Below are 24339 nucleotides of genomic sequence, written 5' to 3'. Positions count from 1 at the left end.
GCGGGGCCCGTTTCACACGACCGCGAACTTCGAGGTGCGCACGTTGGCTTTCCAGATGCCGGACCGCGGCGGAGGCCCGACCGGGCCACGGATCAGAGTGGGCCGGCCGTCCCGGCGTGTCCGCACCCTGCTCATGACACTGGGCGTCCTGGCCGTGCTGGCCATGGTGTTCGTCATGTTCGCCGGGTTCTGGACGGACTGGCTCTGGTACCGATCGGTTCACTACTCGTCCGTCTTCACCACCACCCTGTGGACCAAGGTCGGACTGTTCGCCGTCTTCGGCCTGCTGATGGCCACGGCTGTCGGCCTGAACATCTGGCTCGCGCACCGGCTGCGCCCGCCGCTGAGTGCGATGTCGCTGGAGCAGCAGAGCCTCGACCGGTACCGCATGGGCATCGCCCCGTACAAGAAGTGGGTGCTCCTCGCGATCACCGCTCTCGTCGGGCTGATCGCCGGAGCCTCCGCCACCGGTCAGTGGCGGACCTGGCTGATGTGGGTCAACGGCGTCTCCTTCGGCCAGAAGGACCCGCAGTTCCAGATGGACGTGTCGTTCTACGCGTTCGACCTGCCCTGGTACCGGTTCCTGCTCGGCTTCGGCTTCGCGGCCGCAGTGCTCTCGCTGATCGCCGCCGCCCTCACGCACTATCTGTACGGCGGACTGCGCATCACCAGCCCCGGCGCCCGGGCGACCGGCGCGGCCACCGGCCATCTCTCGGTGCTGCTCGGCGTCTTCGTCTCGCTGAAGGCCGTGGCGTACTGGCTCGACCGGTACGGCCTCGCGGTGAAGTCCAGCGACTTCAAGGCGGCGGGCAACTGGACGGGCCTGCGGTACGTCGACGCCAACGCCTACCTCCCGGCGAAGACGATCCTCTTCTGCATCGCCGTCATCTGCGCCGTGCTCTTCTTCGCGACGCTCTGGCGCCGCACCTGGCAGCTGCCGGTGATCGGCTTCGGCCTGATGGTCCTGTCCGCGATCCTCATCGGCGGCCTCTACCCGGCGATCGTGCAGAAGTTCCAGGTCCAGCCGAACGAGCAGGCCAAGGAAAGCCCGTACATCAAGAAGAACATCGAGGCCACGCGGCACGCGTACGGCATCGACAGCGCCAAGCCGGAGGACTACTCCGGCAAGGGAGACCCCAAGCGGAAGGCCCAGCAGCGTGCCGCGGCTCCGACTGCGGCCAGCTACCGCCTGGTCGACTCGAACGTCGTCTCGCCCGCCTTCCAGCAGCTCCAGCAGGAGCGCAAGTACTACCAGTTCCCCGCGACTCTGGACGTCGACCGGTACAACGGCCCCGACGGCAAGCCGCAGGACACGGTCATCGGTCTGCGCGAGCTCAACATCAAGGGCATCCAGAAGCGCAACTGGATCAACGACCACTTCACGTACACCCATGGCTACGGCGCGATCGCGGCCAAGGGCACGAACACCATCACGGACCCGGACAAGGGCACTGTCGGTTCGCCCGACTTCACCGAGTCCGGGCTGCCGACCAGAGGCCAGCTCGGCAAGTACGAGCAGCGGATCTACTACGGCGAGAAGACTGAGCAGTACTCCATCGTCGGCGGTCCGCAGAAGGAGCTCGACTACGAGAAGAACGGCGAGGAGACCACCAGCTACAAGGGCAAGAGCGGGGTCAACCTCTCCAATCCGCTGAACCGCGCGGCGTACGCCGTTGCCTTCAGCGAGCCGCAGATCCTCTACTCGGGAGCTGTCGGCGAGGGCTCGCGGATTCTGTACAACCGTACGCCCAAGGAGCGCGTCGAGGCCGTTGCCCCCTGGCTGACCATCGACGGTGACGCCTACCCGGCGGTCGTCGACGGCCGCATCCAGTGGATCGTCGACGCGTACACCACGACCAACGGCTACCCCTACGCCTCTCGTACGACGCTGGGGGACACCACCGCCGATTCGCTGACCACCAATCAGCGCGCGGTCGTCGCCCAGCAGAACCAGGTCAACTACATCCGCAACTCGGTGAAGGCCACCGTCGACGCCTACGACGGCACGGTCAACCTGTATCAGTGGGACACCAAGGACCCGGTGCTGAAGACCTGGATGAAGGCGTTCCCGGGCACGGTGAAGGCGAAGGACAAGATCTCGCCGGAGCTCAAGGCCCATCTGCGGTACCCGCAGGACATGTTCAAGGTGCAGCGCGAGCTGCTCACCCGGTACCACGTCACCGAGCCGGAGCAGTTCTACAGCGGCAGTGACGCCTGGCAGGTGCCGGACGACCCGACGAACAAGGACACCAGCGCCGTCCCGCCGTACTACCTGAGCCTGAAGATGCCCGGGGACACGGCGCAGAAGTTCTCGCTGACGACGACGTTCACACCGGCCGGACGCCCCAACCTGGGTGCGTTCATGGCGGTCGACGCCGACGCCAACAGCGGCAAGTACGGCACGATAAGGCTGTTGAGAGTCACCGAGACGGTCCAGGGACCGCAACAGGTGCAGAGTGAGCTCAACGGTGTGCCGGAGGTCGCGACCTTCGTCCGGGACCTCAGAGGCACCGACTCGGACATCGAGTACGGCAACCTGCTGACGGTGCCGCTCGACGGCGGGTTCCTCTACATCGAGCCGGTGTACGCACGGGGCGGAAGCGCGAACTATCCGCTGCTGAAGAAGGTCGCCGTCGCGTACGGCGGAGGCAAACCGGTCTTCAAGGACAGCCTCACGGACGCGCTCAACGCGGTCTTCGAACAGAGCGGCGCGCAGCAGCCACCTCCGACGACGACACCACCGCCGGGCGACACCACCAAGCCGCCACCGGCGACCGGTGACGCGGCGCTGAAGGCTGCGATCGCGGACGCCCAGAAGGCGTACGACGATGCCGAGGCCGCACTGGAGAAGAAGCCGACGGACTGGGAGGCGTACGGCAGGGCGCAGACTGCCTTGCAGGACGCGCTGGAGCGGGCCGCGGCGGCGCAGTCCAACCCCGCGCCGAAGACCACCCCATAGGGCCGCTGAGCAGGCACCATCCCGCGTCGTGGTACGGTTGCAACACAACGACGCGGGGTGGAGCAGCTCGGTAGCTCGCTGGGCTCATAACCCAGAGGTCGCAGGTTCAAATCCTGTCCCCGCTACTGAAATGAAAGAGGGCCCGGATCCTTTGAGGATCCGGGCCCTCTTCGCGCGTATGTGCTGCCGGTGAGAACTGTGTGCCGCGTGGGGCGAGTTGGGGTCGAGCGTGTTTGACTTATCTCTCTGTGGGCATGTCGACAAAACGCTGAAGTGACCTCACTGGCTGCGGTATACCAGGTGTACGCGGGTTGCAGGTGGTGCGACGATGGAATTTATGGGGGACAGGGCAACTCTGTTGGAGACAGGGCGGTTTGTGCAGCGGCACGCCGGAAGGGTGGCGGACGCGACCAGTCCTGCCGATGCCGTTGACAACGTTGAAGGTGCCGGCAGTGGTGCGAGCGTCGACCCGGTGGAGACCGCCGGGGCCGAGGCACGGCACCGGCGTGCGGCCGACGGCGGTGACACCGCGTCGATGAGCGTGCTCGGCGCGCTGCTGCTGCGGCGCGGCGACCTCGACGGCGCCGAGCCCTATCTGCGTGCCGCGACCGCCGAGGGTGACCGTGCCGCGGCCAACAATCTGGGTGTCCTGCTCCACCAGCGGGGATACGCCGACGAGGCGGCCGGGTGGTGGCGTATCGCCGCCGTCGCCGGTTCCGCGGCCGCGGCGCACGCGCTGGGGCGGCACTTCCGCGAGCGCGGCGACGAGCCCGCCGCGGAGTACTGGCTGCGCCAGTCCGCCGAGCAGGGGCACGCGCTGGGCGCGTACGCCCTCGCCGATCTGCTGGAGCACCGCAGCGATGTGGGCGCGGTGCGCTGGCTGCGCGCGGCGGCGGAGCAGGGACACCGCGAGGCGGCGTACCGGCTCGCCCGCGCGCTGGAGCGCCAGGCGGCACAGGAGGCCCGCGCGGGCGGCGCCGTGGGCCTGGTGATGGGACGCGCGGGGTCCCCGGCGAGGGACACCGACGGCATCGCCCCGGGGTCCGTCGGCAAGGGCGGCGAGGACGGCGAGAGCGGCGAGAGCGCTGAGCTCGGCGATCGCGCTGAGCTGTCCGTACTCGACGAGGCCGCGCAGTGGTACCGGCAGGCCGCCGCCCGTGGGCATCGGCGGGCCGCGCTGCACCTCGGCGCGATCCTCGAGAAGCGCGGCGAGCTGAAGGAGGCCGGCCGCTGGTACCTCACCTCCGCCAAGGACGGCGAGGCCCGTGCTGCGTGCGCGCTCGGGTTTCTGCTGCGGGACGCCGGCGACGAGGAGAGCGCCGCCGTCTGGTGGCTGCGTGCTGCCCAGGACGGCGACGGGAATGCCGCCAACGCCCTCGGCGCGCTGCATGCCGCCCGCGGCGAGCAGCAGACCGCCGAGCGCTGGTACCGCGCCGCCATGGACGCCGGTGACGTCAACGGCGCGTACAACCTGGGGCTGCTCTGCGCTGCCCAGGACCGTACGCCGCAGGCCGAGCAGTGGTACCGCCGCGCCGCCTACGCCGGGCACCGTGAGGCCGCCAACGCGCTCGCCGTACTGCTCCTGCAGGCCGGCGACGCGACCGGCGCCGAGCCCTGGTTCTCCAAGGCCGCCGAGGCCGGAAGCGTCGACGCCGCCTTCAACCTGGGCATCCTCTACGTCGGCCGCGACGACGACCGTACGGCCCTGACCTGGTACGAGCGGGCAGCGGCGGCCGGTCACACCGAGGCCGCCCTCCAGGTGGGCATCGCGCTGCTCAGGGACGGCGACGAGCAGGCCGCCGAGCGTCATCTGCGCTGCGCGGCGGGCGGCGGCAGTGCCGAGGCCGCCTTCCGGCTCGCCACCGTGCTGGACTCGCGCCAGCCGCCGCCCGGGCCGCCCGCGCTCGGCGAGCCGATGGCCGAGAAGAGCGAGTGCGAGGAGTGGTACGAGCGCGCCGCCGAGCTGGGGCACCGCCGTGCCCAGGTACGAGTCGGGATGCTCGCCGCCGCCCGCGGCGACATGACCGACGCCGCCCGCTGGTACCGGGAGGCCGCCGAGGCGGGCAGCCGCAACGGCGCGTTCAACCTGGGGCTGCTTCTCGCCCGCGAGGGCAACGAGCGCGAGGCCGCCCTGTGGTGGTCCCGCGCCGCCCGCGCAGGGCACGGCCGGGCCGCGCTGCGCCTGGCGCTGCTCGCCGCCCGCAGGGGTGAGCTGACCGAGGGCCAGCGGTGGTGCGCGCGCGCCGTCGAGCTGGGGCCCGCCGAGGTGGCGGAGCGGGCCGCGCGGCTGCGCGAGGCGCTGCACCAGGAGCTCACGGCGTAGCACGGCATAGCGACGAATATCGATTTGCGCTGGTCGGCGGGGTGACGTAAGGTCGTGTTCACCGACGCGGGGTGGAGCAGCTCGGTAGCTCGCTGGGCTCATAACCCAGAGGTCGCAGGTTCAAATCCTGTCCCCGCTACTGACAGACGAAGGCCCGGATCCTCAAGGATCCGGGCCTTCGTCGTATGCCCGCGAGCGGGACGCCGTACGCCGTGGAGCCGTACGCCGCTGAAACGCGAAGGGCCCGGCACCACATCGGTGCCGGGCCCTTCGGATGCGTACGTCTCAGGCCGACGCGCAGTTCGGGCATGTGCCGCGGTACGTGACCTCCACGTCGGAGATCATGAAGCCGAAGCGCTCCGTGTCCGGCAGGTCCGCCAGCGGGTTGCCCGAGGGGTGGACGTCCCGGATGGCGCCGCACTGGGCGCAGACCAGGTGCTGGTGGGGCTGGTGGGCGTTCGGGTCGTAGCGCTTGGCGCGGCGGTCCGTCGAGACTTCCAGGACTTCGCCCAGGCTGACCAGCTCGCCCAGCGTGTTGTACACCGTCGCCCGGGAGATCTCGGGGAGCCTCTTCACGGCACGCGCGTGCACCTCGTCGGCCGTCAGGTGGACATGTTCGCCGTCGAGGACCTCTGCCACGACACGCCGCTGGGCCGTCATGCGCCAGCCGCGTCCGCGAAGTCGTTCCAACAGGTCACTCATAAGGGTCAGCCTAACAGTGGTGGGACCCAGGTCCCGAACGGGTGTGAGTTTGGACGTTCACTTGACTTAGACAAAGTCCATTGTAGGATCGGGGCCTGGCAGATGCCAAGGGACAGGACTCGCAGTTATGACGCAGGAGGCGCACGTGACGCAGGGACCGCTCACTACGGAGGCCGGCGCGCCGGTCGCCGACAACCAGAACAGCGAGACCGCGGGCGTCGGCGGTCCTGTTCTCGTTCAGGACCAGGCTCTTCTCGAGAAGCTCGCGCACTTCAACCGTGAGCGGATCCCGGAGCGCATCGTGCACGCGCGCGGCGCCGGCGCGTACGGCACCTTCACGCTGACCCGCGACGTATCGCAGTGGACGCGTGCGAAGTTCCTGTCCGAGGTGGGGAAGCAGACGGAGACCTTCCTCCGGTTCTCCACCGTCGCCGGCAATCTCGGCTCCGCCGACGCCGTGCGCGACCCCCGCGGCTTTGCCCTGAAGTTCTACACCGAAGAGGGCAACTACGACCTCGTCGGCAACAACACCCCGGTGTTCTTCATCAAGGACGCCATCAAGTTCCCCGACTTCATCCACACGCAGAAGCGCGACCCGTACACCGGCTCGCAGGAAGCCGACAACGTGTGGGACTTCTGGGGCCTCAGCCCCGAGTCGACGCACCAGGTGACGTGGCTCTTCGGCGACCGTGGCATCCCGGCGACGCTGCGCCACATGAATGGCTACGGATCGCACACGTACCAGTGGAACAACGAGGCCGGCGAGGTCTTCTGGGTCAAGTACCACTTCAAGACCGACCAGGGGATCAAGAACCTCACCACCGACGAGGCCAACCGCCTCTCCGGTGTGGACCCGGACTCGCACCAGCGTGACCTGCGTGAGGCCATCGAGCGCGGTGACTTCCCGTCGTGGACCGTGCAGGTGCAGATCATGCCGGCGGCCGAGGCGGCCACGTACCGCTTCAACCCGTTCGACCTGACCAAGGTCTGGCCGCACGAGGACTACCCGCCGATCGAGATCGGCAAGCTGGAGCTCAACCGCAACCCGGAGAACATCTTCGCCGAGGTCGAGCAGTCGATCTTCAGCCCCGCGCACTTCGTGCCGGGCATCGGCCCGTCGCCCGACAAGATGCTCCAGGGCCGTCTCTTCGCGTACGGCGACGCCCACCGCTACCGCGTCGGCATCAATGCCGATCACCTGCCGGTGAACCGCCCGCACGCCACCGAGGCGCGCACCAACAGCCGTGACGGCTTCCTGTACGACGGCCGCCACAAGGGCACCAAGAACTACGAGCCCAACAGCTTCGGCGGCCCGTTCCAGACGGACAAGCCGCTGTGGGTGTCGACCCCCGTCGCCGGTGCCACCGGCAACCACGAGGCCCCGTCGCACGCCGAGGACGACAACTTCGTGCAGGCGGGCAACCTCTACCGGCTGATGTCGGAGGACGAGAAGGGCCGCCTCATCGAGAACCTCGCAGGGTTTATCTCGAAGGTGTCGCGCGACGACATCGCCGAGCGCGCGGTCAACAACTTCCGTCAGGCCGATGGCGACTTCGGCAAGCGGCTGGAGGCTGCGGTCCAGGCCCTGCGCGGCTGACTCGAGCTTGCCGTAGAAGAGAGGGCCGGATCCCCTGTCCAGGGGGTCCGGCCCTCTTGTGCGCGCTGACTGGTGAATGCACGATGATCGGCGAATGCGGGCGCCGATCAGCGACTGCGTGCGCTGACTGGTGAGTGCGTGTGCTAACCGGCGAGCGTCGCCGGGTGCCGCCTGGCCGGGGCCCAGCAGCGGATGATGTCGCGTACGGAGACGATGCCGACAGGCCCGTCGCCGTCGAGCACGATCAGATGCCGGAAGCCGCCGTGCGTCATGGCCTCCGCGGCCTCCTCCAGGGTCCAGGACGGCGCGGCGAAGACGACGTCGGTGGTGGTGTGGGTGCCGGCGGTTTCCAGATCGGGGTCCTGCCCCGCGCCCACCGAGTTCAGGATGTCGCGCTCGGTCAGAATGCCGAGCCCGCCGGCGTCGGTGTCGAGGACGACGGCTGCGCCGATACGGCGCGCGGCCATCAGGCGGGCTGCCTGGCGGAGTGTGTGTGCGGGTCCAATGGTGAGGACCACCGTGCTCATGGCGTCACGGACGAGCATGGATGGAGCCACCTCCTTGGTGGATCGGTCGTTCGGGAACCGATTCACAAATTCACAAGTGGGGGGACTCTCAGAGTCTCAGTCCCGCGGGGTGGCAGCAAGAGGGCGGGCGTAGCCCGTTGGAAGGGTGTATATGCCCGGCAAATAAGCCCGTCGGTAGCGCTGGTTCCCGTCAGTAGCGCTGGTTGAGATAGCCCAGCAGTTCCTCGTGGAGCAGACCGTTGGACGCGGCCGCGTTTCCGCTGTGCGGGCCCCGGCGTCCGTCCAGGCCGGTGAAGGATCCGCCCGCCTCCTGTACGACGATCGCGGTAGCCGCCATGTCCCACAGCGAGAGCTCCGGCTCCGCGCAGATGTCCACCGAACCCTCGGCGACCATCATGTACGGCCAGAAGTCGCCATAGCCGCGGGTGCGCCAGCAGGCCCGGGTCAGATCCAGGAACCCGTCGAGCCGCCCCTGCTCCTCCCAGCCGCTCAGCGAGGAGTACGCGAACGACGCGTCCTGGATCCGGCCGACCTTGGAGACCCGCAGCCGGCTCGCGGAGCTCAGGCTGCGCCCGGTGTACGCGCCGCCGCCCTGCGCGGCCCACCAGCGGCGGCCCAGCGCCGGGGCCGACACCACGCCCACGACGGGCTGGTAGCCGCCCTCGCCCTGCACCATCAGAGAGATCAGCGTCGCCCAGACCGGCACACCGCGCACGTAGTTCTTCGTGCCGTCGATCGGGTCGATGACCCAGCGGCGCGGGCCCGTGCCCTCGATGCCATACTCCTCGCCGAGGATCGCGTCGCGCGGCCGTGCCCGCTGGAGCTGTCCGCGGATCAGCTCCTCCGCCGCCTTGTCGGCCTCGCTCACCGGCGTCATGTCCGGCTTGGTCTCGACCTTCAGGTCCAGAGCCTTGAACCGGTCCATTGTGGCGGCGTCGGCGGCGTCCGCGAGGACATGGGCGAGACGCAGATCGTCGTGGTAATCGGGCATGGTCGTCACTCTATCGGGGCTCACGGGGGCCATCCCGGGGCGCTGTCCGCCATGGCTATTGACAGTGGATGGCGTCCCGTCAACCCTGAGCGCAGTGCCGCACGGCCGGGGAGGCACACGGCCGGGGAGGCACACGGCCGGAGAGCCGCATGGCCCGGGAGGCGTCGATGCCTACAGCTCGAGAGTCCTTGCTGAACGCCGCTCTCACGGCGCTCGCCCAGCTGCCCTGGTCAGGGGTGCGGATGGTCGATGTCGCCTCTGCCGCCGGGGTCTCGCGGCAGACCCTCTACAACGAGTTCGGCAGCAAGGACGGCCTCGCCCGCGGGCTGGTGCGCCGCGAGGCAGATACGTATCTGCACGGGGTCGAGCGGCTGCTCGCCGAGCGGACCGACGCCGCGGACCGGCTGGTCTCGGTCGCAGTGTGGACCGTCGGCGAGGCGCGGGCCAAGCCGCTGCTGCGGGCCCTGCTCACCGGCTGCTGGAGCGAGCGGCTGCCCGTGCCGAGGCCCGCCCGCCGCGGCGCCGTGCTGTCCAAAGCGCCTGCCCAGCGCCGCGCCGACGCGGGGCTGCCGTCCCCGGCCGAGCTGGTCGCAGCCGTACGGGACCGCTCGGTGGCCGCGCTGGGGAAGGGGTCTGAGCACGGCCACACGAAGGAGGAGTCGGCCGATCTCGCCCACCGCAGCGAACTCGCGGTGCGGCTCGCGCTCTCGTATGTGATCGCGCCTGTCGGTGAAGGGATCGGGCCGTTGGTGCGCGCGGCCGTCGGCGGAGCCGTCAGTGCGACGAGCCCGACAGCTGCAGACCGATGACCCCGACGATCACCAGCGTGATCGAGACGATCTTCAGGGTGGAGACCAGGTCGCCCAGGAAAACCATTCCGTAGACGGCGGTGCCCGCCGCGCCGATGCCCGTCCACACCGCGTACGCGGGCCCTACATCGAGCTTCCTCAGCGCGAGCGTCAGCAGACCGAAGCTGCCCAGCGCGAAGGCGGCGAACGCGATCGTCGGCCAGAGCCGGGTGAAACCGTGCGAGAGCTTGAGACAGACGGCGAAGCCCGTCTCGAGGAATCCGGCGACCACCACCAGCAGCCACGCCATGGTCTGTGCCTCCCGCATCAGTCGGTGACTGCTTCGTCGCACTTGGTGCGAGTATGCACTTACCAAGAGCGGCGGGCCGCAAACGTGCGCGAGTCAGTCGCCTTCGCGTCGTTCCCGGGTAGCGAGCAGCCGCCGCAGCGAGTACAGCCGCGCCGGATCCGCATGCCCCTCGGCCACCCAGTCGTCGAGCGCGCAGTCCGGCTCGTCATGACTGCATGCTCGCGGACAGCCTTCCGTACCCGGTACGAGATCGGGGAAAGCGAGGATCACCCGGGACGGGTTGACATGGTGCAGCCCGAAGGAGCGCACGCCCGGGGTGTCGATCACCCAGCCGCCCTCCTTGTCCGCCAACGGGAGCGCGAGCGCCGACGTGGTGGTGTGCCGGCCGCGGCCGGTGACCGCGTTGACGACGCCGGTGCTGCGCCGGCGCTCCTTGGGTACGAGGGCGTTGACCAGGGTCGTCTTGCCGACGCCGGAGTGACCGACGAACACGGTGGTCCGGCCCTTGAGGTGCTCATGGACCCGCTCGGCGGCGACTCCGTCCACGAACTCGTCGCGGGTGGTGACGATATGGGGGACGCCCAGCGCGCCGTACTTCTCCAGCAGCTCGTCGGGCGAGGCCAGATCCGACTTGGTCAGTACGAGGAGCGGCGTGAGCCCGCCGTCGTACGCCGCGACGATGCAGCGGTCGATCAGCCGCGGCCGTGGTTCGGGGTCGGCGAGCGCCGTCACGATCGCCAGCTGATCGGCGTTGGCGACGACGACCCGCTCGTACGGATCGTCGTCGTCGGCCGTCCGCCGCAGGACGGATTTCCGCTCCTCGATGCGCACGATGCGGGCGAGGGTGTCCTTTTCGCCGGAGAGATCGCCGACGATCCCGACCCGGTCACCGACCACCGCGGCCTTGCGGCCCAGCTCGCGGGCCTTCATCGCCATGACGACCCGGTCGTCGACGAGGCAGGTGAGCCGGCCGCGGTCGACGGTCAGGACCATGCCCTCGACCGCGTCCTCGTGCTTGGGGCGGATATTGGTCCGGGGGCGGTTGCCCTTGCGGTTGGGGCGGACGCGGATGTCGTCCTCGTCGGGGTTCTTGCCGTAGCGGCGCATCTCGTCAGGCCCCGAGCATTCCGGCCCACATCCGCGGGAAGTCGGGCAGGGTCTTGGCGGTCGTCGCCACGTTCTCGATCTGTACGCCCTCGACGGCGAGGCCGATGACTGCACCGGCCGTGGCCATCCGGTGGTCGTCGTACGTATGGAAGACGCCGCCGTGCAGCGGGCGCGGGCGGATGTGCAGGCCGTCCTCGGTCTCCGTGACATCGCCGCCGAGTTCGTTGATCTCCTTGGTCAGGGCCGCGAGGCGGTCCGTCTCATGGAGGCGCAGATGGGCGACGCCGCGCAGCGTGGAGGGGGAGTCGGCGAGCGCGGCGACGGCCGCGATGCCGGGGGTCAGTTCGCCGACCTCGCCGAGGTCGGTGTCGATGCCGTGGATTCGGCCGGTGCCGGTGAAGGTCAGACCCGCCTCGGTCAGCCGGCAGGAGCCGCCCATCTCGGTGAAGATCCGGCGCAGCGCGTCACCGGGCTGGGTGGTCCGCTCGGGCCAGTCGGGGATGGTGACCCGGCCGCCGGTGATCAGCGCGGCGGCGAGGAACGGCTGGGCGTTGGACAGGTCGGGCTCGACGGTCAGATCGCGGCCGAGCAGGGCGGACGGGGAGACCCGCCAGACGTTGGGCTCGCCGCCGGTCTCCGGCTCGTCGACCTGGGCGCCGACGGCGCGGAGCATGTCGACGGTCATCCGGATGTGTGGCATGGAGGGCAGGGTGCCGCCGATGTGCCGTACCTCCACGCCCTGGTTGAAGCGCGGGGCGGACAGCAGCAGGGCGGAGACGAACTGGGAGGACGAGGACGCGTCGATCCTGACCGACCCGCCGTCGAGCGCGCCGCTGCCGTGCACGGTCATCGGGAGCGAGCCGCGGCCGTCGTCGTCGATACGGGCGCCGAGCACACGCAGAGCGTCGATCACGCCGTTCAGCGGGCGCTCGTAGGAACGGGGGTCGCCGTCGAAGCGGACCGAGCCGTCGGCGAGGGCGGCGACCGGGGGCAGGAAGCGCATGACGGTGCCGGCGTTGCCGACGTCGACCGTGGCCGGGCCGTGCAGGCCGGCCGGGATCACGCGCCAGGTTTCGCCCTCGCCGTCCGGGCCCACGCCCTCCTCGATACCGACGCCGAGGGCGCGCAGCGCCTCCGCCATCAGGAAGCTGTCGCGGGAGCGCAGCGGGCGGCGCAGCCAGCCCGGCTCGGCGGCGAGTGCGGCCAGCACCAGGGCACGGTTGGTGACCGATTTGGATCCGGGCACGGTGACCGTCGCTTCGACGGCCCCGGTCGCGTAGGGGGCGGGCCAGAGGGCGGGGTGGACGGAGCTTTCGGTCATGGCCATCACTTTAGTGGCTCGGCGGAGGCCCGGATCTTGATCAAATGCGGCGAAATAGGGGCGTAACCGAGGAGTGATAGAGGGCTGTGCGGGTCTTCGGGCGGTCGGTCAGAGGCCCAGCAGCCAGCGGCCGCCGCCGATCAGCGAGCAGAGCGACACGGCGTGGAAGAGGAACAGCCACATCGCGGGCGGTACGTGCGTCAGCCGGGAGAGCTGATCGGCGTCCGAGTCGGGCGCTCCGCCGTGGCGGCGCTTGGACTGCAGCTCGAAGGCCGGTCGTACGCCGCCGAGCAGCAGGAACCAGACGGCGGCGTAGGCGAAGGCGGCCTGTACGCCGGGTTCTGTCAGCCAGGAGACCAGGAGGAAGGCGGCACCGGTGACGATCACGGTGAGCGCCCCGTACGCATTGCGGATCATCACCAGCATCGCGATGAGCAGGGCGGTGGCCAGCCACAGGAGCAGCGTGATGTGGTGCGCGGCAAGCAGCCAGGCGCCGCCGAGGCCGAGGAGAGGCGGCGCGGTGTAGCCGGCCGCTGCGGTCAGGATCATGCCGAGGCCGGTCGGCTTGCCGGCGCTGACGGTGAGGCCGCTCGTATCGGAGTGCAGCCGGATGCCGTCCAGACGGCGGCCGGTGAGCAGGGCGAGGAGGCCGTGGCCGCCTTCGTGGGCGATGGTGACGGCGTTGCGGGACAGACGCCATATGGGGTGGGGGGCGACGGCGGCGAGGGCGACGAGGCCGGTGGCGATGACCAGCCACTCGTCCGGGGCGGGCTGATTGCCGAAGACGCGGTCCCACAGGTCGGCGGCGGGCTGGGTGCTGGCCATTTGTCGGGCGGCTCCTCGGGCGGCGGGCGGGAGTGGCAGTGTGGCACTTATGTGCGGACGGTATGCAGCGAGTCGTAGACCCGAGGATCTCGCCGGTCTCTTCGAGGTCGAGAAGTGGGAGCCGGAGGAGACCTTGGCGCCCGACTGGAACGTGGCCCCCACGAAGGAGGTCTACGCGATCCTCGAACGCCCTGTGAAAGACGCGGATGATCCCCGCCCGGTTCGCCAGCTGCGGGCGCTGAAGTGGGGGCTTGTGCCGTCGTGGGCGAAGTCGCCGGAGGGCGGGGCGCGGATGATCAACGCCCGGGCGGAGACGGTGCACGAGAAGCCGTCCTTCCGCAGGCCCTTCCTGACGCGGCGCTGCATCCTTCCGGCGGACGGCTATTACGAGTGGGTGACCGGGCCGGGGGAGCGGGAGCTGGAGGTCGAGGGCAAGAAGAAGCGCCCGCGGAAGCAGCCGTACTTCGTGACGCCTGCGGACGGGTCGGTGTTCGCGATGGCGGGGCTGTACGAGTTCTGGCGCGACCGGACGCTGCCGGACGAGCACCCGCAGGCGTGGTGGGTGACGTGCTCGGTGATCACGACGGAGGCGGAGAAGGGGCCGCTGGGGGTGGCGCCGGCGGATGGGCCGCGGTCACTGTCGGACATCCACCCGCGGATGCCGCTGATGCTGACGCCGGACCGGTGGGACGCCTGGCTGGACCCGTCGCGGAGGCAGCCGGAGCAGGTACGGGCGCTGCTGGAGCCGCCGCCGGAAGGCTTGATGCGGGCGTACGCGGTGACGACGGCGGTGAGCAATGTGCGGAACAACGGACCGGAGCTGCTGGAGGAGCTGTCGGGCCCGGAGGAGAGCACGCTGTTCTGACCCGCCGCTTCGTTCTGGCCCGCCGTCTCGCGGTGCCGGGTCCCCCCTCGTCCCACCCCGACGCGGCAGGATGGACGTGTGAGTGGCACTGAGATCGTAGAGACCGGCGCCGGCGACGCCCGCGTCACCTGGGTGTCCGCCGGGCGGCCTCGGCTTGTGGTGGCCGTCAGCCATGGGGCCGGGGGTGGGATCGAGGCGCGGGATGTGCAGGCCATTGCCCGGGCGCTGCCCGCGGACGGGGTCACCGTGGCGCTCGTCGAGCAGCCGTGGCGGGTGGCCGGGAAGAAAGTCGCTCCCGCGCCGAAGACGCTGGACGTCGGGTGGCGCGGGGTCTGGCCCGTGCTGGAGAAACGCGGGCTGCCCGTCGTCGCCGGAGGCCGCAGTGCCGGGGCGCGCGTCGCCTGCCGGACCGCGCGGGAGCTCGGGGCCGTCGGCGTACTCGCGCTGAGCTTCCCGTTGCATCCGCCCGGCAGGCCGGAGAAGTCGCGAGCGGACGAGCTGCTCGGCGCGGGCGTGCCCACCCTCGTCGTACAAGGGGGCAACGATCCCTTCGGGCGGCCTGAGGAGTTCCCCGATGGGGACTACGAGCTCGTGGCAGTGCCGTACGGCGATCATGGGTTTGCCGTGCCCAAACGCGCCGGGATCAGCGAGGAGGAGACCCTCCGGACCGTCACGGACGCCGTCCGGGCCTGGGCGCGCGGGCTCCGGGAATGATGCGCGTGCGCGCACTGTTGTGGCGGATGTCGGGACGTCAGTCAACAGAGCTTGCAGTAGGGAGTCCGTCGCATGGGTTCGACCATCTGCCCGAGCCGCTCGCACGCCGCTGACCTGGAGTGGACGGTGCTTTCCGCGGCCAAGACCGCCCCTGTTGAGGCGGCGGGCGGAGCGGATCGTCGTCTATCCTCCGATTCGAGCGGGTCCGCATTCGGCCTCGCCACATCGTTGGAGGAGGTGGGTCCGGTCACTGGGACCGACGCAGGGACCGACGACGGCCAGGCGGAGCAGTCCGAGGAGACGACCGTCGAGCGCAATGCCCGCTTCGAGCGGGACGCCCTCGGCTACCTCGACCAGATGTATTCGGCTGCGCTGCGCATGACGCGCAATCCGGCCGATGCCGAGGATCTTGTGCAGGAGATGTACGCCAAGGCGTACGGATCCTTCCACCAGTTCCGCGAGGGCACGAACCTCAAGGCGTGGCTGTACCGGATCCTCACGAACACTTTTATCAACTCGTACCGCAAGAAGCAGCGCGAGCCCCAGCGCAGCGCCGCCGAGGAGATCGAGGACTGGCAGCTCGCCCGCGCCGAGTCGCACATGTCGACCGGGCTGCGCTCCGCCGAGTCGCAGGCCCTCGACCACCTGCCTGACTCGGACGTCAAGGCAGCACTGCAGGCCATCCCCGAAGAGTTCCGCATCGCGGTCTATCTCGCGGACGTAGAGGGCTTTGCGTACAAGGAGATCGCGGACATCATGGGAACACCCATCGGGACGGTGATGTCCCGCCTGCACCGCGGCCGCCGTCAACTGCGCGGAATGCTGGAGGACTACGCCCGTGAGCGCGGGCTCGTCCCGGCCGGTGCGGGGGAGTCGAACGACGCGAAAGGCTCGGGCTCATGAGCTGCGGAGAGCCGCACGAGACGGACTGCTCAGAGGTCCTGGACCATCTCTATGAGTTTCTCGACCATGAGATGCCCGACGCCGACTGCACCAAGTTCGAAGTGCACTTCGAGGAGTGCTCGCCGTGCCTGGAGAAGTACGGTCTTGAGCAGGCCGTGAAGAAGCTGGTCAAGCGTTGCTGCGGCCATGACGACGTGCCCAGCGATCTGCGGGCCAAGGTCATGGGGCGCATCGACCTGATCCGCTCCGGTCAGGCCGTGCCCGACCACGACGTGACGGTCGCCGACGTGGAGCTGCCGGGAGTCGCTGCCCAGGAGTAGGCACCGGCACAGTACGTACGCACAAGGTGCGCCCGCGGTTGTCGTGGCGCACCTTTCGCGTATGCCCGCTTCATGTTGCCTGCTTCACATATGCGTGTTTGCGTATACCCCGGCATGTCACCCGTAGGTGCGAAAAGCTGACTACTCGCCGCCGCGGCACCACCAACTCGCTAACCTGGCGCTCCATTTGAGAGAGGGCGAGGAGAGGGCGGGGCAGTGAGGGCCATACCGGCGGCGGCACGCGCCTACATTTTCGGCGCAGTGCTGTGCGCTGCGGTATGCGCGCTGCCCGCGGTGCGGCACGCAGCCGCGGTCCCCTGGAGCGCCGTGCTGCTGCTCGCCGGGCTCTACGCCGTGTGCGAGATGCCCGCCCGCTGCCGCTACATCGGAAAGTCCGTGCCGGTGGGCGCCGGGTCGTTCTTCCCCGTACTGCTCGCCGGGGCGTTCTTGCTGCCGCCGGCCGCGGCCGCGCTCGTCGCCGTGCCCGGCGCTCTGCTGGGCCGGGTCGACCAGCGGCCCGCGGGCGTACGGCGGATCTGGCGGGCGGCGCAGCTCGCGCTCGCGACATGGGGCGCGGCGCAAACGTATCTGCTGCTCGCCGGGGAGCCCACGCTACGGGCGCCGGACTTCCCGTACGCGCTGCTGCCCGCCGCGGCCGGGGCGCTCGTCTTCTGTCTGGTGCTGACGGCGCTCGACGGTGGCATCCTTGCCACCGCGGAACAGCTGCCCCTACGGACCGCCTGGCACGGGCTGTTGCTGCGATCGCTGGCGCCGCACTGTGTGCACGGCCTCGCCGGGCTGATGATGGCCGTGCTGTGGCGCAGTCCGTACGGGCCGCTGTCCGCGCTTCTCGTGCTGCTGCCGATGTACATCTCCTGCTGGATCTTCGCGCAGTACCACCGGGAGCGTGCCGCGCACCAGGCGACGATCCGGGCGCTGGTGCAGGCCGTCGACATCAAGGACAAGTACACCCGGGGGCACAGCGAGCGGGTCGGGCGCGCGTCCGTGCTGATCGCGCGCGAACTGGGCATGGACGAGGCACGGCTCGAGCTGCTCCGGTTCGCCGGGATTCTGCACGACGTGGGAAAACTCGGGGTGCCGACGCGGGTGCTGCGCAAGGACGGGCCGCTGACGCCTCAGGAGCGGCGGGTGATCGAGCTGCATCCGGAGTACGGGCACGACATGGTGCGCGGCATCGGATTTCTGGGGGAGGCGCGGGCGGCGATCCTGCACCACCACGAGCGCCTGGACGGGAGCGGATATCCGTACGGTCTCGTGGGGCGCCAGATCCCGGAGTTCGCGCGGGTGGTTGCGGTGGCGGACGCGTTCGACGCGATGACGTCGACCAGGTCCTACCGGCGGGCGCGGCCGGTGGCGGTGGCTCTGGAGGAGCTGAAGCGGTGCGCGGGGACCCAGTTCGACCCGCAGATGGTGCGGGCGCTGGTACGGGCGCTGGAGCGGCACGGGTGGGAGACGGCGGTGACGTCGGACGAGGCGGGGGTGGGCGCGGGAGCCGGTGCCGGTTCCGGCGCAGGGGCCGCCGGGCGGGGCGCGCGCGGAAACGTCCCTCCGCAGCCGGACCAGGGACGTGTGACGGTGCCGGGGCGTGACACCGGCACTGCGGGCAGACCCGGGTGACTCCCTCGTCGGGGAACCTCGTCCGCGTCGTCTACGCCGCCGCCGCGTTGCTCACCGGCGCTGCGCTGGCCGCGACCCTGTGGCAGGGAGTGGACCAGCCCGGGAACGCCCTTGCCTTCGGGGCGTTCATCGCCGTCGGGGAGCTCGCCCGGTGGGGTGCTCTGCCCGGGGAGCGGGAGCCGGCGCCTCTGGGGGCCGCGGGTGCGCTCGCCTACGCGCTGCTCGGAGAGTGCGCAGGACGGCCCACCACGCACGGGGTGCTTCAGGTCGTCGCCGTCGTCGTCGCGGCCGCGCTCGCCGGGGCCGTACCGCATGTGGCGCGGGGAAGCGGGCCCGCGCTGGAGCATGTGGCCCGGCGGGTGCTGACCGTAGGGTTTGCCGCCGTCTGCTTCCAGCCGCTGTACAACTCCGGTGAGCTGGAGCGCTGGGTCGGGCACGGTGCCTGTTACGCGTTGTTCCTTCTCCTGCTGCTCGTGCTGACCGCCCTGTGCGACGCCGTCCTCGCCGCCGCGATTCTGCACGCCCGCGCCAGCTATCCGTACGGCCCCCTCCTGCGCGACGAGCTCAGAGCCCTGCTCGGCATAGGCTCCGCGGTCTGTGCCACCGGAGCCGTGATGGCCCTCGCCGTCGCCGTCGCCGGACTCTGGGCGCTGCCCGTGTTCTGCGTGCCCCTCCTCCTCGCCCAGCTCTCCTTCCGGCGGTACGCCGCGGTCAGGACCACCTACCGGCAGACCATCGCGTCCCTCGCCCGCGCCACAGAGATCGCCGGGTACACCCAGCCGGGCCACGCCCGCAGAGTCGCCGCGCTCAGCACCGCCGTCGGGCGGGAGCTGGGCCTGACCGGGCCCGATCTGACCGTCCTGGAGTACGCGGCGCTGATGCACGACATCGGGCAGCTGTCGCTCGTCGATCCCGTACCGGAGGGGGCCACCGCCACCCTGCCCGTCGCCGAGCAGCGGCGGATAGCGCTGCTCGGCGGGGCCGTCGTCCGCCAGACCGGCGTCCCCGCGGCCGTCGCCGTCGTGGTGGAGATGCAGGCCGACCCGTACCGCGAACAGCCGCTGCCCGCCCGGATCGTCCGGGCCGTCAACGCATACGACGATCTGGCCGGGGGAAGCGGAGGAACAGCGGGCGGGGCGCTCAGCGCACTCGAGCAGCTGCGGCTCGGCACCGGGCGCGACTACCAGCCGGAGGTGGTCGAATCCCTCGCCAGAGTCCTCGCACGAGGCGGTCTGGCCCCCGTCCCACCTGGGTAACCCATGGGTAATGAGCGAGCCTCCGACTAGGCATGGTTGGATGCGAAAGAAGGCACACAAGCATGCGTCCGGGGGCAGTGACCCGAGCGACCGGCAGGCGGGAATCGTGAGGATCTTCGGGAAGGTACGGCATCGGCCGTCCGCCTCTTGGCGGCAGGCCACCGACCGCGCGTTCACGCTGATCGGCGACGGCCGGTACGAGGACGCGGGCGCGCTGCTGACACGGGCGGCGGACCTCGAGCCCTGGCTCTCCGAGTCCTGGTTCAACCTGGCGCTGCTGCACAAGTTCCGGCACGACTGGGAGCAGGCGCGCGCCGCCGGCCTGCGGGCCGTCGCGCTGCTGGACAAGGAGACCGGCGCCCCCGACTGGTGGAACGTCGGGATCGCCGCCACCGCCCTGCAGGACTGGCCGCTGGCCCGTCGCTCCTGGCAGGCGTACGGACTGAAGGTGCCGGGCGCGGCCGCCGCCAATGGCGAGCCGGTCGGCATGGAGCTGGGCAGCGCCGCAGTCCGTCTGTCACCCGAGGGCGAGGCCGAGGTGGTGTGGGGCCGCAGGCTCGACCCGGCCCGGATAGAAGTGCTCTCCATCCCGCTGCCGTCCTCCGGACGCCGCTGGGGTGAGGTCGTCCTGCACGACGGTGTGCCGCATGGGGAGCGGACCACCTCCGCAGGGCCTTCGTACCCCGTCTTCGACGAGATCGAGCTCTGGGCGCCCTCGCCCGTACCCACCTGGGTGGTTCTGCTGGAGGCCGAGACCGAGGCCGACCGCGACGGCCTGGAGCAGCTCGCCTCGGACGCCGGATTCGCCGCCGAGGACTGGTCCTCGTCGGTGCGGCTGCTGTGCCGGTCCTGTTCCGAGAGCCGGATGCCGAGTGCCGAGGGCGAGGGCGAGCACCTCGACCCGCACGACCACAGCGAGCCGGGCCATCCGGGGCCCCTCGGCCACCGCACTGCGGGCGATCTGTGGTCGCCGGAGCGCGAGTGCGGCATCGCGGCGCCCGCCGGGCTTGTCCGGGGGCTGCTGGACAGCTGGGTCGCCGACAGCCCGGACTCCCGTGAGTGGCGGGATCTCGAGGAAGTCTGCTGATCCCTGGCCGTAGGCTGTACGGGGTCGGATTCGGGATTTCAGGAAGGCGCAGAAGCGGACATGGCGCAGCAGCGGACGGACGAGCAGGTGAACGACGGCTTCGTCGTCGACACGGAGGACTGCGAGGAGCGTGAGCTGGCGCACCGCGAGCGCGGTACGGCACGGCCGATCACGGTCGTCGGCAACCCGGTGCTCCACAAGGAGTGCAAGGACGTCACCGAGTTCGACGACAAGCTCGCGGCGCTGATCGACGACATGTTCGCCAGCCAGAAGGCGGCGGAGGGCGTGGGCCTGGCCGCCAACCAGATCGGCGTGGACCTCAAGGTCTTCGTGTACGACTGCCCGGACGACGACGGTGTACGTCACACCGGTGTCGTCTGCAACCCGGTCCTGGAGGAGCTGCCGCCGGAGCTGCGCGTCCTCGACGACTCCAACGAGGGCTGCCTCTCGGTGCCGACGGCGTACGCCTCGCTGCCCCGCCCCGACTACGCGGTGGTGCGCGGGCAGGACGCCGAGGGCAAGCCGATCCGGGTGCGCGGCACGGGGTACTTCGCCCGCTGCCTGCAGCACGAGACGGATCATCTGTACGGCTACCTGTACATCGACCGGCTCTCCAAGCGGGACCGCAAGGACGCGCTGCGGCAGATGGAAGAGGGCACGCCGCGCTACGAGACCGTGCCGAACGACTGAGTTCCGAGTCTGCGAAGGGCCCGCTCACGCCGAGCGGGCCCTTCGGCGTGTTCGCCGTCATTGGGCGGACAACTGACGCCGTACGAGACCCTGTTGACGCGCGTCGACCGTCCCGCCAGTCTCTGCCGTACACCGCACTCACGGTATGGAGGCCCGATGTTCCGGCGTACCGCACGACTCCTGCTGTCTCTTGTCATGCTCATGGCCGCGGCCTTGGCCGGGGTCGTGGCGACAGCCGGCACCGCCCAGGCGGACGGCTGCTACACCTGGTCGCGCACGCTCTCCCAGGGTGTGTCCGGCGCCGACGTCACCGAGCTCCAGATCCGGGTCGCCGGATATCCCGGCTACGGCGGGGTGCTCGCCATCGACGGCGACTACGGCCCGGCGACCACCGCGGCGGTCAAGCGGTTCCAGTCGGCGTACGGGCTCGGCGCCGACGGCGTCGCGGGGTCCGCCACCTTCTCCAAGCTCTACGCCCTCCAGGACGACGACTGCACGCCCGTCCACTTCACCTACGGCGAGCTCAACGACTGCAACAGCACCTGGGCCGGCGGTGCGGTGAGCGCCGCGACCGCCAAGTCCAATGCGCTGCGCACCATGTGGAAGCTGGAGGCCCTGCGGCACGCGCTCGGCGACCAGCCGATCACCGTCACCAGCGGCTTCCGCTCGCAGGCCTGCAACGACGCGGTCGGCGGCGCGGCGGGCAGCCGTCATCTGTACGGTGACGCGGCGGATCTGGGCGCGGGCCCGCACTCCCTGTGCAAGCTGGCCCAGCAGGCCCGCAACCACGGCTTCAACGGGATCCTGGGCCCCGGCTACCCGGGCCACAGCGACCACACGCACCTCGACCACCGCACCAGTCGCTTCTGGTCGGCGTCGAGCTGCGGCATCTGAGCGCTCGGGTCAGGCAGCCGTGCTGGGGGCGATGGGTCCGCGGAAGGTCCTGCGGTAGGCGTTCGGGGTGGTGCCGAGCGTACGGAGGAAGTGGTGGCGAAGTCCGGCCGCGTTGCCGAATCCGGCGCGGCCGGCGATCGCGTCCACCGTCTCGTCCGTCGTCTCCAGCAACTCCTGTGACAGCAGCACCCGTTGGCGCAGCAGCCAGCGGTAGGGCGTGGTCCCGGTCTCCTGCTGGAAGCGGCGGGCGAAGGTCCGCGGCGACATATGGGCCCGGGCGGCGAGCTGCTCGACGGTCATCTCGCGGTCCAGATGCCGCTCCATCCAGGACAGGACGTCCCCGACCGTGTCGCAGGGGGTGCGCGGCAGCGGGCGCTGGATGTACTGCGCCTGACCGCCGTCGCGGTGCGGCGGCACCACCATCCGGCGGGCGATCTGGTTGGCGACCTCGGGGCCGTGCTCCTGGCGTACGACATGGAGGCAGGCGTCGATCGCCGCGGCGGTGCCGGCCGAGGTGATCACCGCCCCCTCGTCCACGTACAGCACATCGGGGTCGACAAAGGCCCGCGGATGGCGCTGGGCCAGCGCCTGCGCGTGCAGCCAGTGGGTGGTGCAGCGGCGCCCGTCGAGCAGTCCGGCGGCGCCGAGGACGAACGCGCCGGTGCAGACGCTCAGCACCCGGGCCCCGCGATCGACGGCGCTGCGCAGTGCGGCGAGCAGCTCCTCGGGGTATTCGCGGGTGGGGTACGAACCGCTGGTGGGGATGGCGATGAGATCAGCGTCCGCGAGCCGTTCGAGGCCGTACGGAGTGCTGATGGTGAACCCGGCGTGGGTGGGCAGGGTGGGGCCCTCGGCGGAGACCGCCGCGAAGTCGTAGACCGGCAGGCCGTCGTCGCTGCGGTCGTAGCCGAAAACCTCGCTGAGGACGCCGAGTTCGAAGGGATGCACATCGTTCAGGAGGACGGCAGCCACATTTTTCAGCATGGAACCAGTGTGGCAGTAATTCGATGATTTATGACAGTCCTGCCACTGATTTCTTCGGCGCGAAGCGACGACAGTGGAGGACATGAACACATTCCTGGAGTACCTCTTCGTACTGGCCCTTTTCGGGCTTGTCGTCCTTCCCTCGCTGATCGGGCACGCCAGGGACCGTGCCATCGACCGCCAGCTGCGTCAGGCGGAGCTGCGTCCGGCGGAGCTGCGTCCGGCGGAACAGCCTGAGGCGGAGCTGCCTGAGGCGGAGCGCCGCTCCTCGACGCGGGCCGCGATCCCGTCGAGGATGGCCGCCGGCCCGAACTCCAGCCCACGGTCCCGCCCGGCAACGGCCGCGGTGAAGGCCCCGTGCAGGGCGGGATAGCGGTCTGTGTGCCGGCTCAGCAGCTCGTCCAGCTTCAGGAACGCGCCGTTCGGTCCTGCCCTGATTGAGGTCACGCTGAAGGGTGAACGTTGACAGCAGCGGGCCGTCCCCGGCGTGCACCGGGGCAGCCCGCGTGAATGTAAGGCTAGAAGTCGTCGTCGAAGCCGACCGAGCCCTCGACCGCCACCTGATAGGCGGAGGGGCGGCGCTCGAAGAAGTTCGTCAGCTCCTGGACGCCCTGCAGCTCCATGAAGGAGAACGGATTCTCCGAGCCGTACACCGGGGCGAAGCCCAGCCGGGTCAGCCGCTGGTCGGCGACGCACTGCAGATACTCGCGCATCGACTCGGTGTTCATACCCGGCAGACCGTCGCCGCACAGATCGCGGCCGAACTGCAGCTCCGCCTCGACGGCTTCCTTCAGCATGTCCGTGACCTGCTGCTGGAGCGCGTCGTCGAAGAGCTCAGGCTCCTCCTTGCGGACCGTGTCCACGACCTCGAAGGCGAAGTTCATGTGCATGGTCTCGTCCCGGAACACCCAGTTGGTGCCGGTGGCCAGGCCGTGCAGCAGGCCGCGGGAGCGGAACCAGTACACGTACGCGAACGCGCCGTAGAAGAACAGCCCCTCGATGCAGGCCGCGAAGCAGATCAGGTTCAGCAGGAACCGGCGGCGGTCGGCCTTCGACTCCAGCCGGTCGATCTTCTCGACAGAGTCCATCCACTTGAAGCAGAACTGGGCCTTCTCCCGGATCGACGGGATCTCCTCGACCGCGTCGAAGGCGGCCGCGCGGTCGTCCGGGTCGGGGAGGTAGGTGTCCAGCAGTGTCAGATAGAACTGGACGTGCACAGCCTCCTCGAAGAGCTGGCGGCTCAAGTACAGCCGCGCCTCGGGGGAGTTGATGTGCTTGTAGAGGGTGAGCACCAGGTTGTTGGAGACGATCGAGTCGCCCGTCGCGAAGAACGCGACCAGCCGGCCGATCATGTGCTGCTCGCCCGGCGAGAGCTTGGCCAGGTCGGCCACGTCGGAGTGGAGATCGACCTCCTCGACGGTCCAGGTGTTCTTGATCGCGTCGCGGTAGCGCTCGTAGAAGTCCGGGTAGCGCATGGGGCGGAGAGTCAGCTCGAAGCCGGGGTCGAGCAGGTTTTTGTTGAGCACAGTCTTCTCGGG

23 protein-coding genes and 2 tRNA genes are annotated in these 24339 nt (G+C 70.1%); 16 read left to right on the top strand and 9 right to left on the bottom strand.

Features of this window, described 5'->3' with window-relative positions:
• The first annotated feature begins 55 nt into the window (after positions 1-55).
• The 4 genes from ACZ3H8_RS07200 to ACZ3H8_RS07185 all read left to right on the top strand — a co-directional run bounded on the left by ACZ3H8_RS07200 (position 56) and on the right by ACZ3H8_RS07185 (position 5421).
• The gene (locus tag ACZ3H8_RS07200; protein WP_467399926.1) at positions 56-2959 is read left to right on the top strand and encodes a UPF0182 family membrane protein; all 2904 of its coding nucleotides are present in this window, start codon (positions 56-58) and stop codon (positions 2957-2959) included.
• Between the two features lie 51 nt (positions 2960-3010).
• Positions 3011-3084: transfer RNA gene (locus ACZ3H8_RS07195), tRNA-Met, on the top strand.
• Positions 3085-3287: 203 nt separating this feature from the next.
• On the top strand, positions 3288-5282 hold the full coding sequence (locus ACZ3H8_RS07190) for a tetratricopeptide repeat protein (RefSeq protein ID WP_467398526.1): 1995 nt from the start codon (positions 3288-3290) through the stop codon (positions 5280-5282).
• 65 nt (positions 5283-5347) lie between these two features.
• Positions 5348-5421: transfer RNA gene (locus tag ACZ3H8_RS07185), tRNA-Met, on the top strand.
• Between the two features lie 146 nt (positions 5422-5567).
• Here ACZ3H8_RS07185 and ACZ3H8_RS07180 read toward each other — a convergent pair.
• Complete coding sequence (locus tag ACZ3H8_RS07180) at positions 5568-5984, bottom strand: Fur family transcriptional regulator (RefSeq protein ID WP_467398524.1); 417 nt, start codon at positions 5982-5984, stop codon at positions 5568-5570.
• Between the two features lie 127 nt (positions 5985-6111).
• Between ACZ3H8_RS07180 and ACZ3H8_RS07175 the strand changes: the two genes are divergently transcribed.
• Positions 6112-7581, top strand: coding sequence for a catalase (locus ACZ3H8_RS07175; protein WP_467398521.1), 1470 nt, complete (start codon positions 6112-6114; stop codon positions 7579-7581).
• 143 nt (positions 7582-7724) lie between these two features.
• Here the strand turns inward: ACZ3H8_RS07175 and ACZ3H8_RS07170 are convergent, their stop codons facing one another.
• Together ACZ3H8_RS07170 and hisN are read right to left on the bottom strand one after the other, a co-directional pair.
• Complete coding sequence (locus tag ACZ3H8_RS07170; protein ID WP_307661240.1) at positions 7725-8126, bottom strand: CBS domain-containing protein; 402 nt, start codon at positions 8124-8126, stop codon at positions 7725-7727.
• A gap of 172 nt (positions 8127-8298) precedes the next feature.
• Entirely contained in the window at positions 8299-9099 is an 801-nt protein-coding gene (gene hisN, locus ACZ3H8_RS07165; protein WP_398983882.1) for a histidinol-phosphatase, read from the bottom strand.
• 167 nt (positions 9100-9266) lie between these two features.
• Here hisN and ACZ3H8_RS07160 point away from each other — a divergent pair, with 167 nt between their 5' ends.
• Positions 9267-9908: a TetR/AcrR family transcriptional regulator gene (locus tag ACZ3H8_RS07160; protein ID WP_467398516.1), complete on the top strand. Its 642-nt coding sequence runs from the start codon at positions 9267-9269 to the stop codon at positions 9906-9908.
• On the opposite strand, the gene ACZ3H8_RS07155 is transcribed toward ACZ3H8_RS07160, so the two are convergent.
• The 4 genes from ACZ3H8_RS07155 to ACZ3H8_RS07140 form a co-directional block, all read right to left on the bottom strand.
• Positions 9874-10197: a DMT family transporter gene (locus tag ACZ3H8_RS07155; protein WP_307665830.1), complete on the bottom strand. Its 324-nt coding sequence runs from the start codon at positions 10195-10197 to the stop codon at positions 9874-9876. The genes ACZ3H8_RS07160 and ACZ3H8_RS07155 overlap by 35 nt on opposite strands.
• A gap of 93 nt (positions 10198-10290) precedes the next feature.
• The gene (rsgA, locus tag ACZ3H8_RS07150; RefSeq protein ID WP_467398514.1) at positions 10291-11304 is read right to left on the bottom strand and encodes a ribosome small subunit-dependent GTPase A; all 1014 of its coding nucleotides are present in this window, start codon (positions 11302-11304) and stop codon (positions 10291-10293) included.
• A 4-nt stretch (positions 11305-11308) separates the two neighbouring features.
• Positions 11309-12625: a 3-phosphoshikimate 1-carboxyvinyltransferase gene (gene aroA, locus ACZ3H8_RS07145; protein WP_398983888.1), complete on the bottom strand. Its 1317-nt coding sequence runs from the start codon at positions 12623-12625 to the stop codon at positions 11309-11311.
• 108 nt (positions 12626-12733) lie between these two features.
• Positions 12734-13450, bottom strand: coding sequence for a M50 family metallopeptidase (locus ACZ3H8_RS07140; protein WP_467398510.1), 717 nt, complete (start codon positions 13448-13450; stop codon positions 12734-12736).
• A 49-nt stretch (positions 13451-13499) separates the two neighbouring features.
• Here ACZ3H8_RS07140 and ACZ3H8_RS07135 point away from each other — a divergent pair, with 49 nt between their 5' ends.
• From ACZ3H8_RS07135 to ACZ3H8_RS07095, 9 genes are all read left to right on the top strand, one after another.
• Positions 13500-14315 (top strand): SOS response-associated peptidase, encoded by an 816-nt coding sequence (locus ACZ3H8_RS07135; protein WP_467398507.1) that lies wholly within the window; start codon positions 13500-13502, stop codon positions 14313-14315.
• A 78-nt stretch (positions 14316-14393) separates the two neighbouring features.
• Complete coding sequence (locus tag ACZ3H8_RS07130; RefSeq protein ID WP_467398505.1) at positions 14394-15029, top strand: alpha/beta hydrolase family protein; 636 nt, start codon at positions 14394-14396, stop codon at positions 15027-15029.
• Positions 15030-15266: 237 nt separating this feature from the next.
• Positions 15267-15932, top strand: a complete 666-nt coding sequence (locus ACZ3H8_RS07125; protein ID WP_307665828.1) for a sigma-70 family RNA polymerase sigma factor — start codon at positions 15267-15269, stop codon at positions 15930-15932.
• A complete protein-coding gene (gene rsrA / locus ACZ3H8_RS07120; protein ID WP_307661233.1) occupies positions 15929-16252 on the top strand; it encodes a mycothiol system anti-sigma-R factor in 324 nt (107 codons plus the stop codon). Before ACZ3H8_RS07125 ends, rsrA begins: the two co-directional genes overlap by 4 nt.
• 216 nt (positions 16253-16468) lie before the next feature.
• Positions 16469-17890, top strand: coding sequence for an HD-GYP domain-containing protein (locus tag ACZ3H8_RS07115; protein WP_467398501.1), 1422 nt, complete (start codon positions 16469-16471; stop codon positions 17888-17890).
• A complete protein-coding gene (locus tag ACZ3H8_RS07110) occupies positions 17887-19146 on the top strand; it encodes an HD-GYP domain-containing protein (protein ID WP_467398497.1) in 1260 nt (419 codons plus the stop codon). Before ACZ3H8_RS07115 ends, ACZ3H8_RS07110 begins: the two co-directional genes overlap by 4 nt.
• Positions 19147-19252: 106 nt before the next feature.
• Positions 19253-20233, top strand: coding sequence for a tetratricopeptide repeat protein (locus tag ACZ3H8_RS07105; RefSeq protein ID WP_467399922.1), 981 nt, complete (start codon positions 19253-19255; stop codon positions 20231-20233).
• Positions 20234-20293: 60 nt separating this feature from the next.
• Positions 20294-20923: a peptide deformylase gene (gene def / locus ACZ3H8_RS07100; RefSeq protein ID WP_467398495.1), complete on the top strand. Its 630-nt coding sequence runs from the start codon at positions 20294-20296 to the stop codon at positions 20921-20923.
• Positions 20924-21079: 156 nt separating this feature from the next.
• On the top strand, positions 21080-21817 hold the full coding sequence (locus ACZ3H8_RS07095; protein WP_467398492.1) for a D-Ala-D-Ala carboxypeptidase family metallohydrolase: 738 nt from the start codon (positions 21080-21082) through the stop codon (positions 21815-21817).
• A 9-nt stretch (positions 21818-21826) separates the two neighbouring features.
• Here the strand turns inward: ACZ3H8_RS07095 and ACZ3H8_RS07090 are convergent, their stop codons facing one another.
• Positions 21827-22801: a GlxA family transcriptional regulator gene (locus tag ACZ3H8_RS07090; protein ID WP_467398490.1), complete on the bottom strand. Its 975-nt coding sequence runs from the start codon at positions 22799-22801 to the stop codon at positions 21827-21829.
• 82 nt (positions 22802-22883) lie between these two features.
• Here ACZ3H8_RS07090 and ACZ3H8_RS07085 point away from each other — a divergent pair, with 82 nt between their 5' ends.
• Positions 22884-23174, top strand: coding sequence for a hypothetical protein (locus ACZ3H8_RS07085; RefSeq protein WP_467398488.1), 291 nt, complete (start codon positions 22884-22886; stop codon positions 23172-23174).
• 145 nt (positions 23175-23319) lie between these two features.
• Here ACZ3H8_RS07085 and ACZ3H8_RS07080 read toward each other — a convergent pair whose 3' ends face one another.
• The gene (locus tag ACZ3H8_RS07080) at positions 23320-24276 is read right to left on the bottom strand and encodes a ribonucleotide-diphosphate reductase subunit beta (RefSeq protein WP_398984796.1); all 957 of its coding nucleotides are present in this window, start codon (positions 24274-24276) and stop codon (positions 23320-23322) included.
• Between the last annotated feature and the right edge of the window lie 63 nt (positions 24277-24339).

The sequence above is a fragment of the Streptomyces sp. NPDC002868 genome (assembly GCF_055563295.1).
This window is presented reverse-complemented; position numbering and strand designations above follow the sequence as displayed.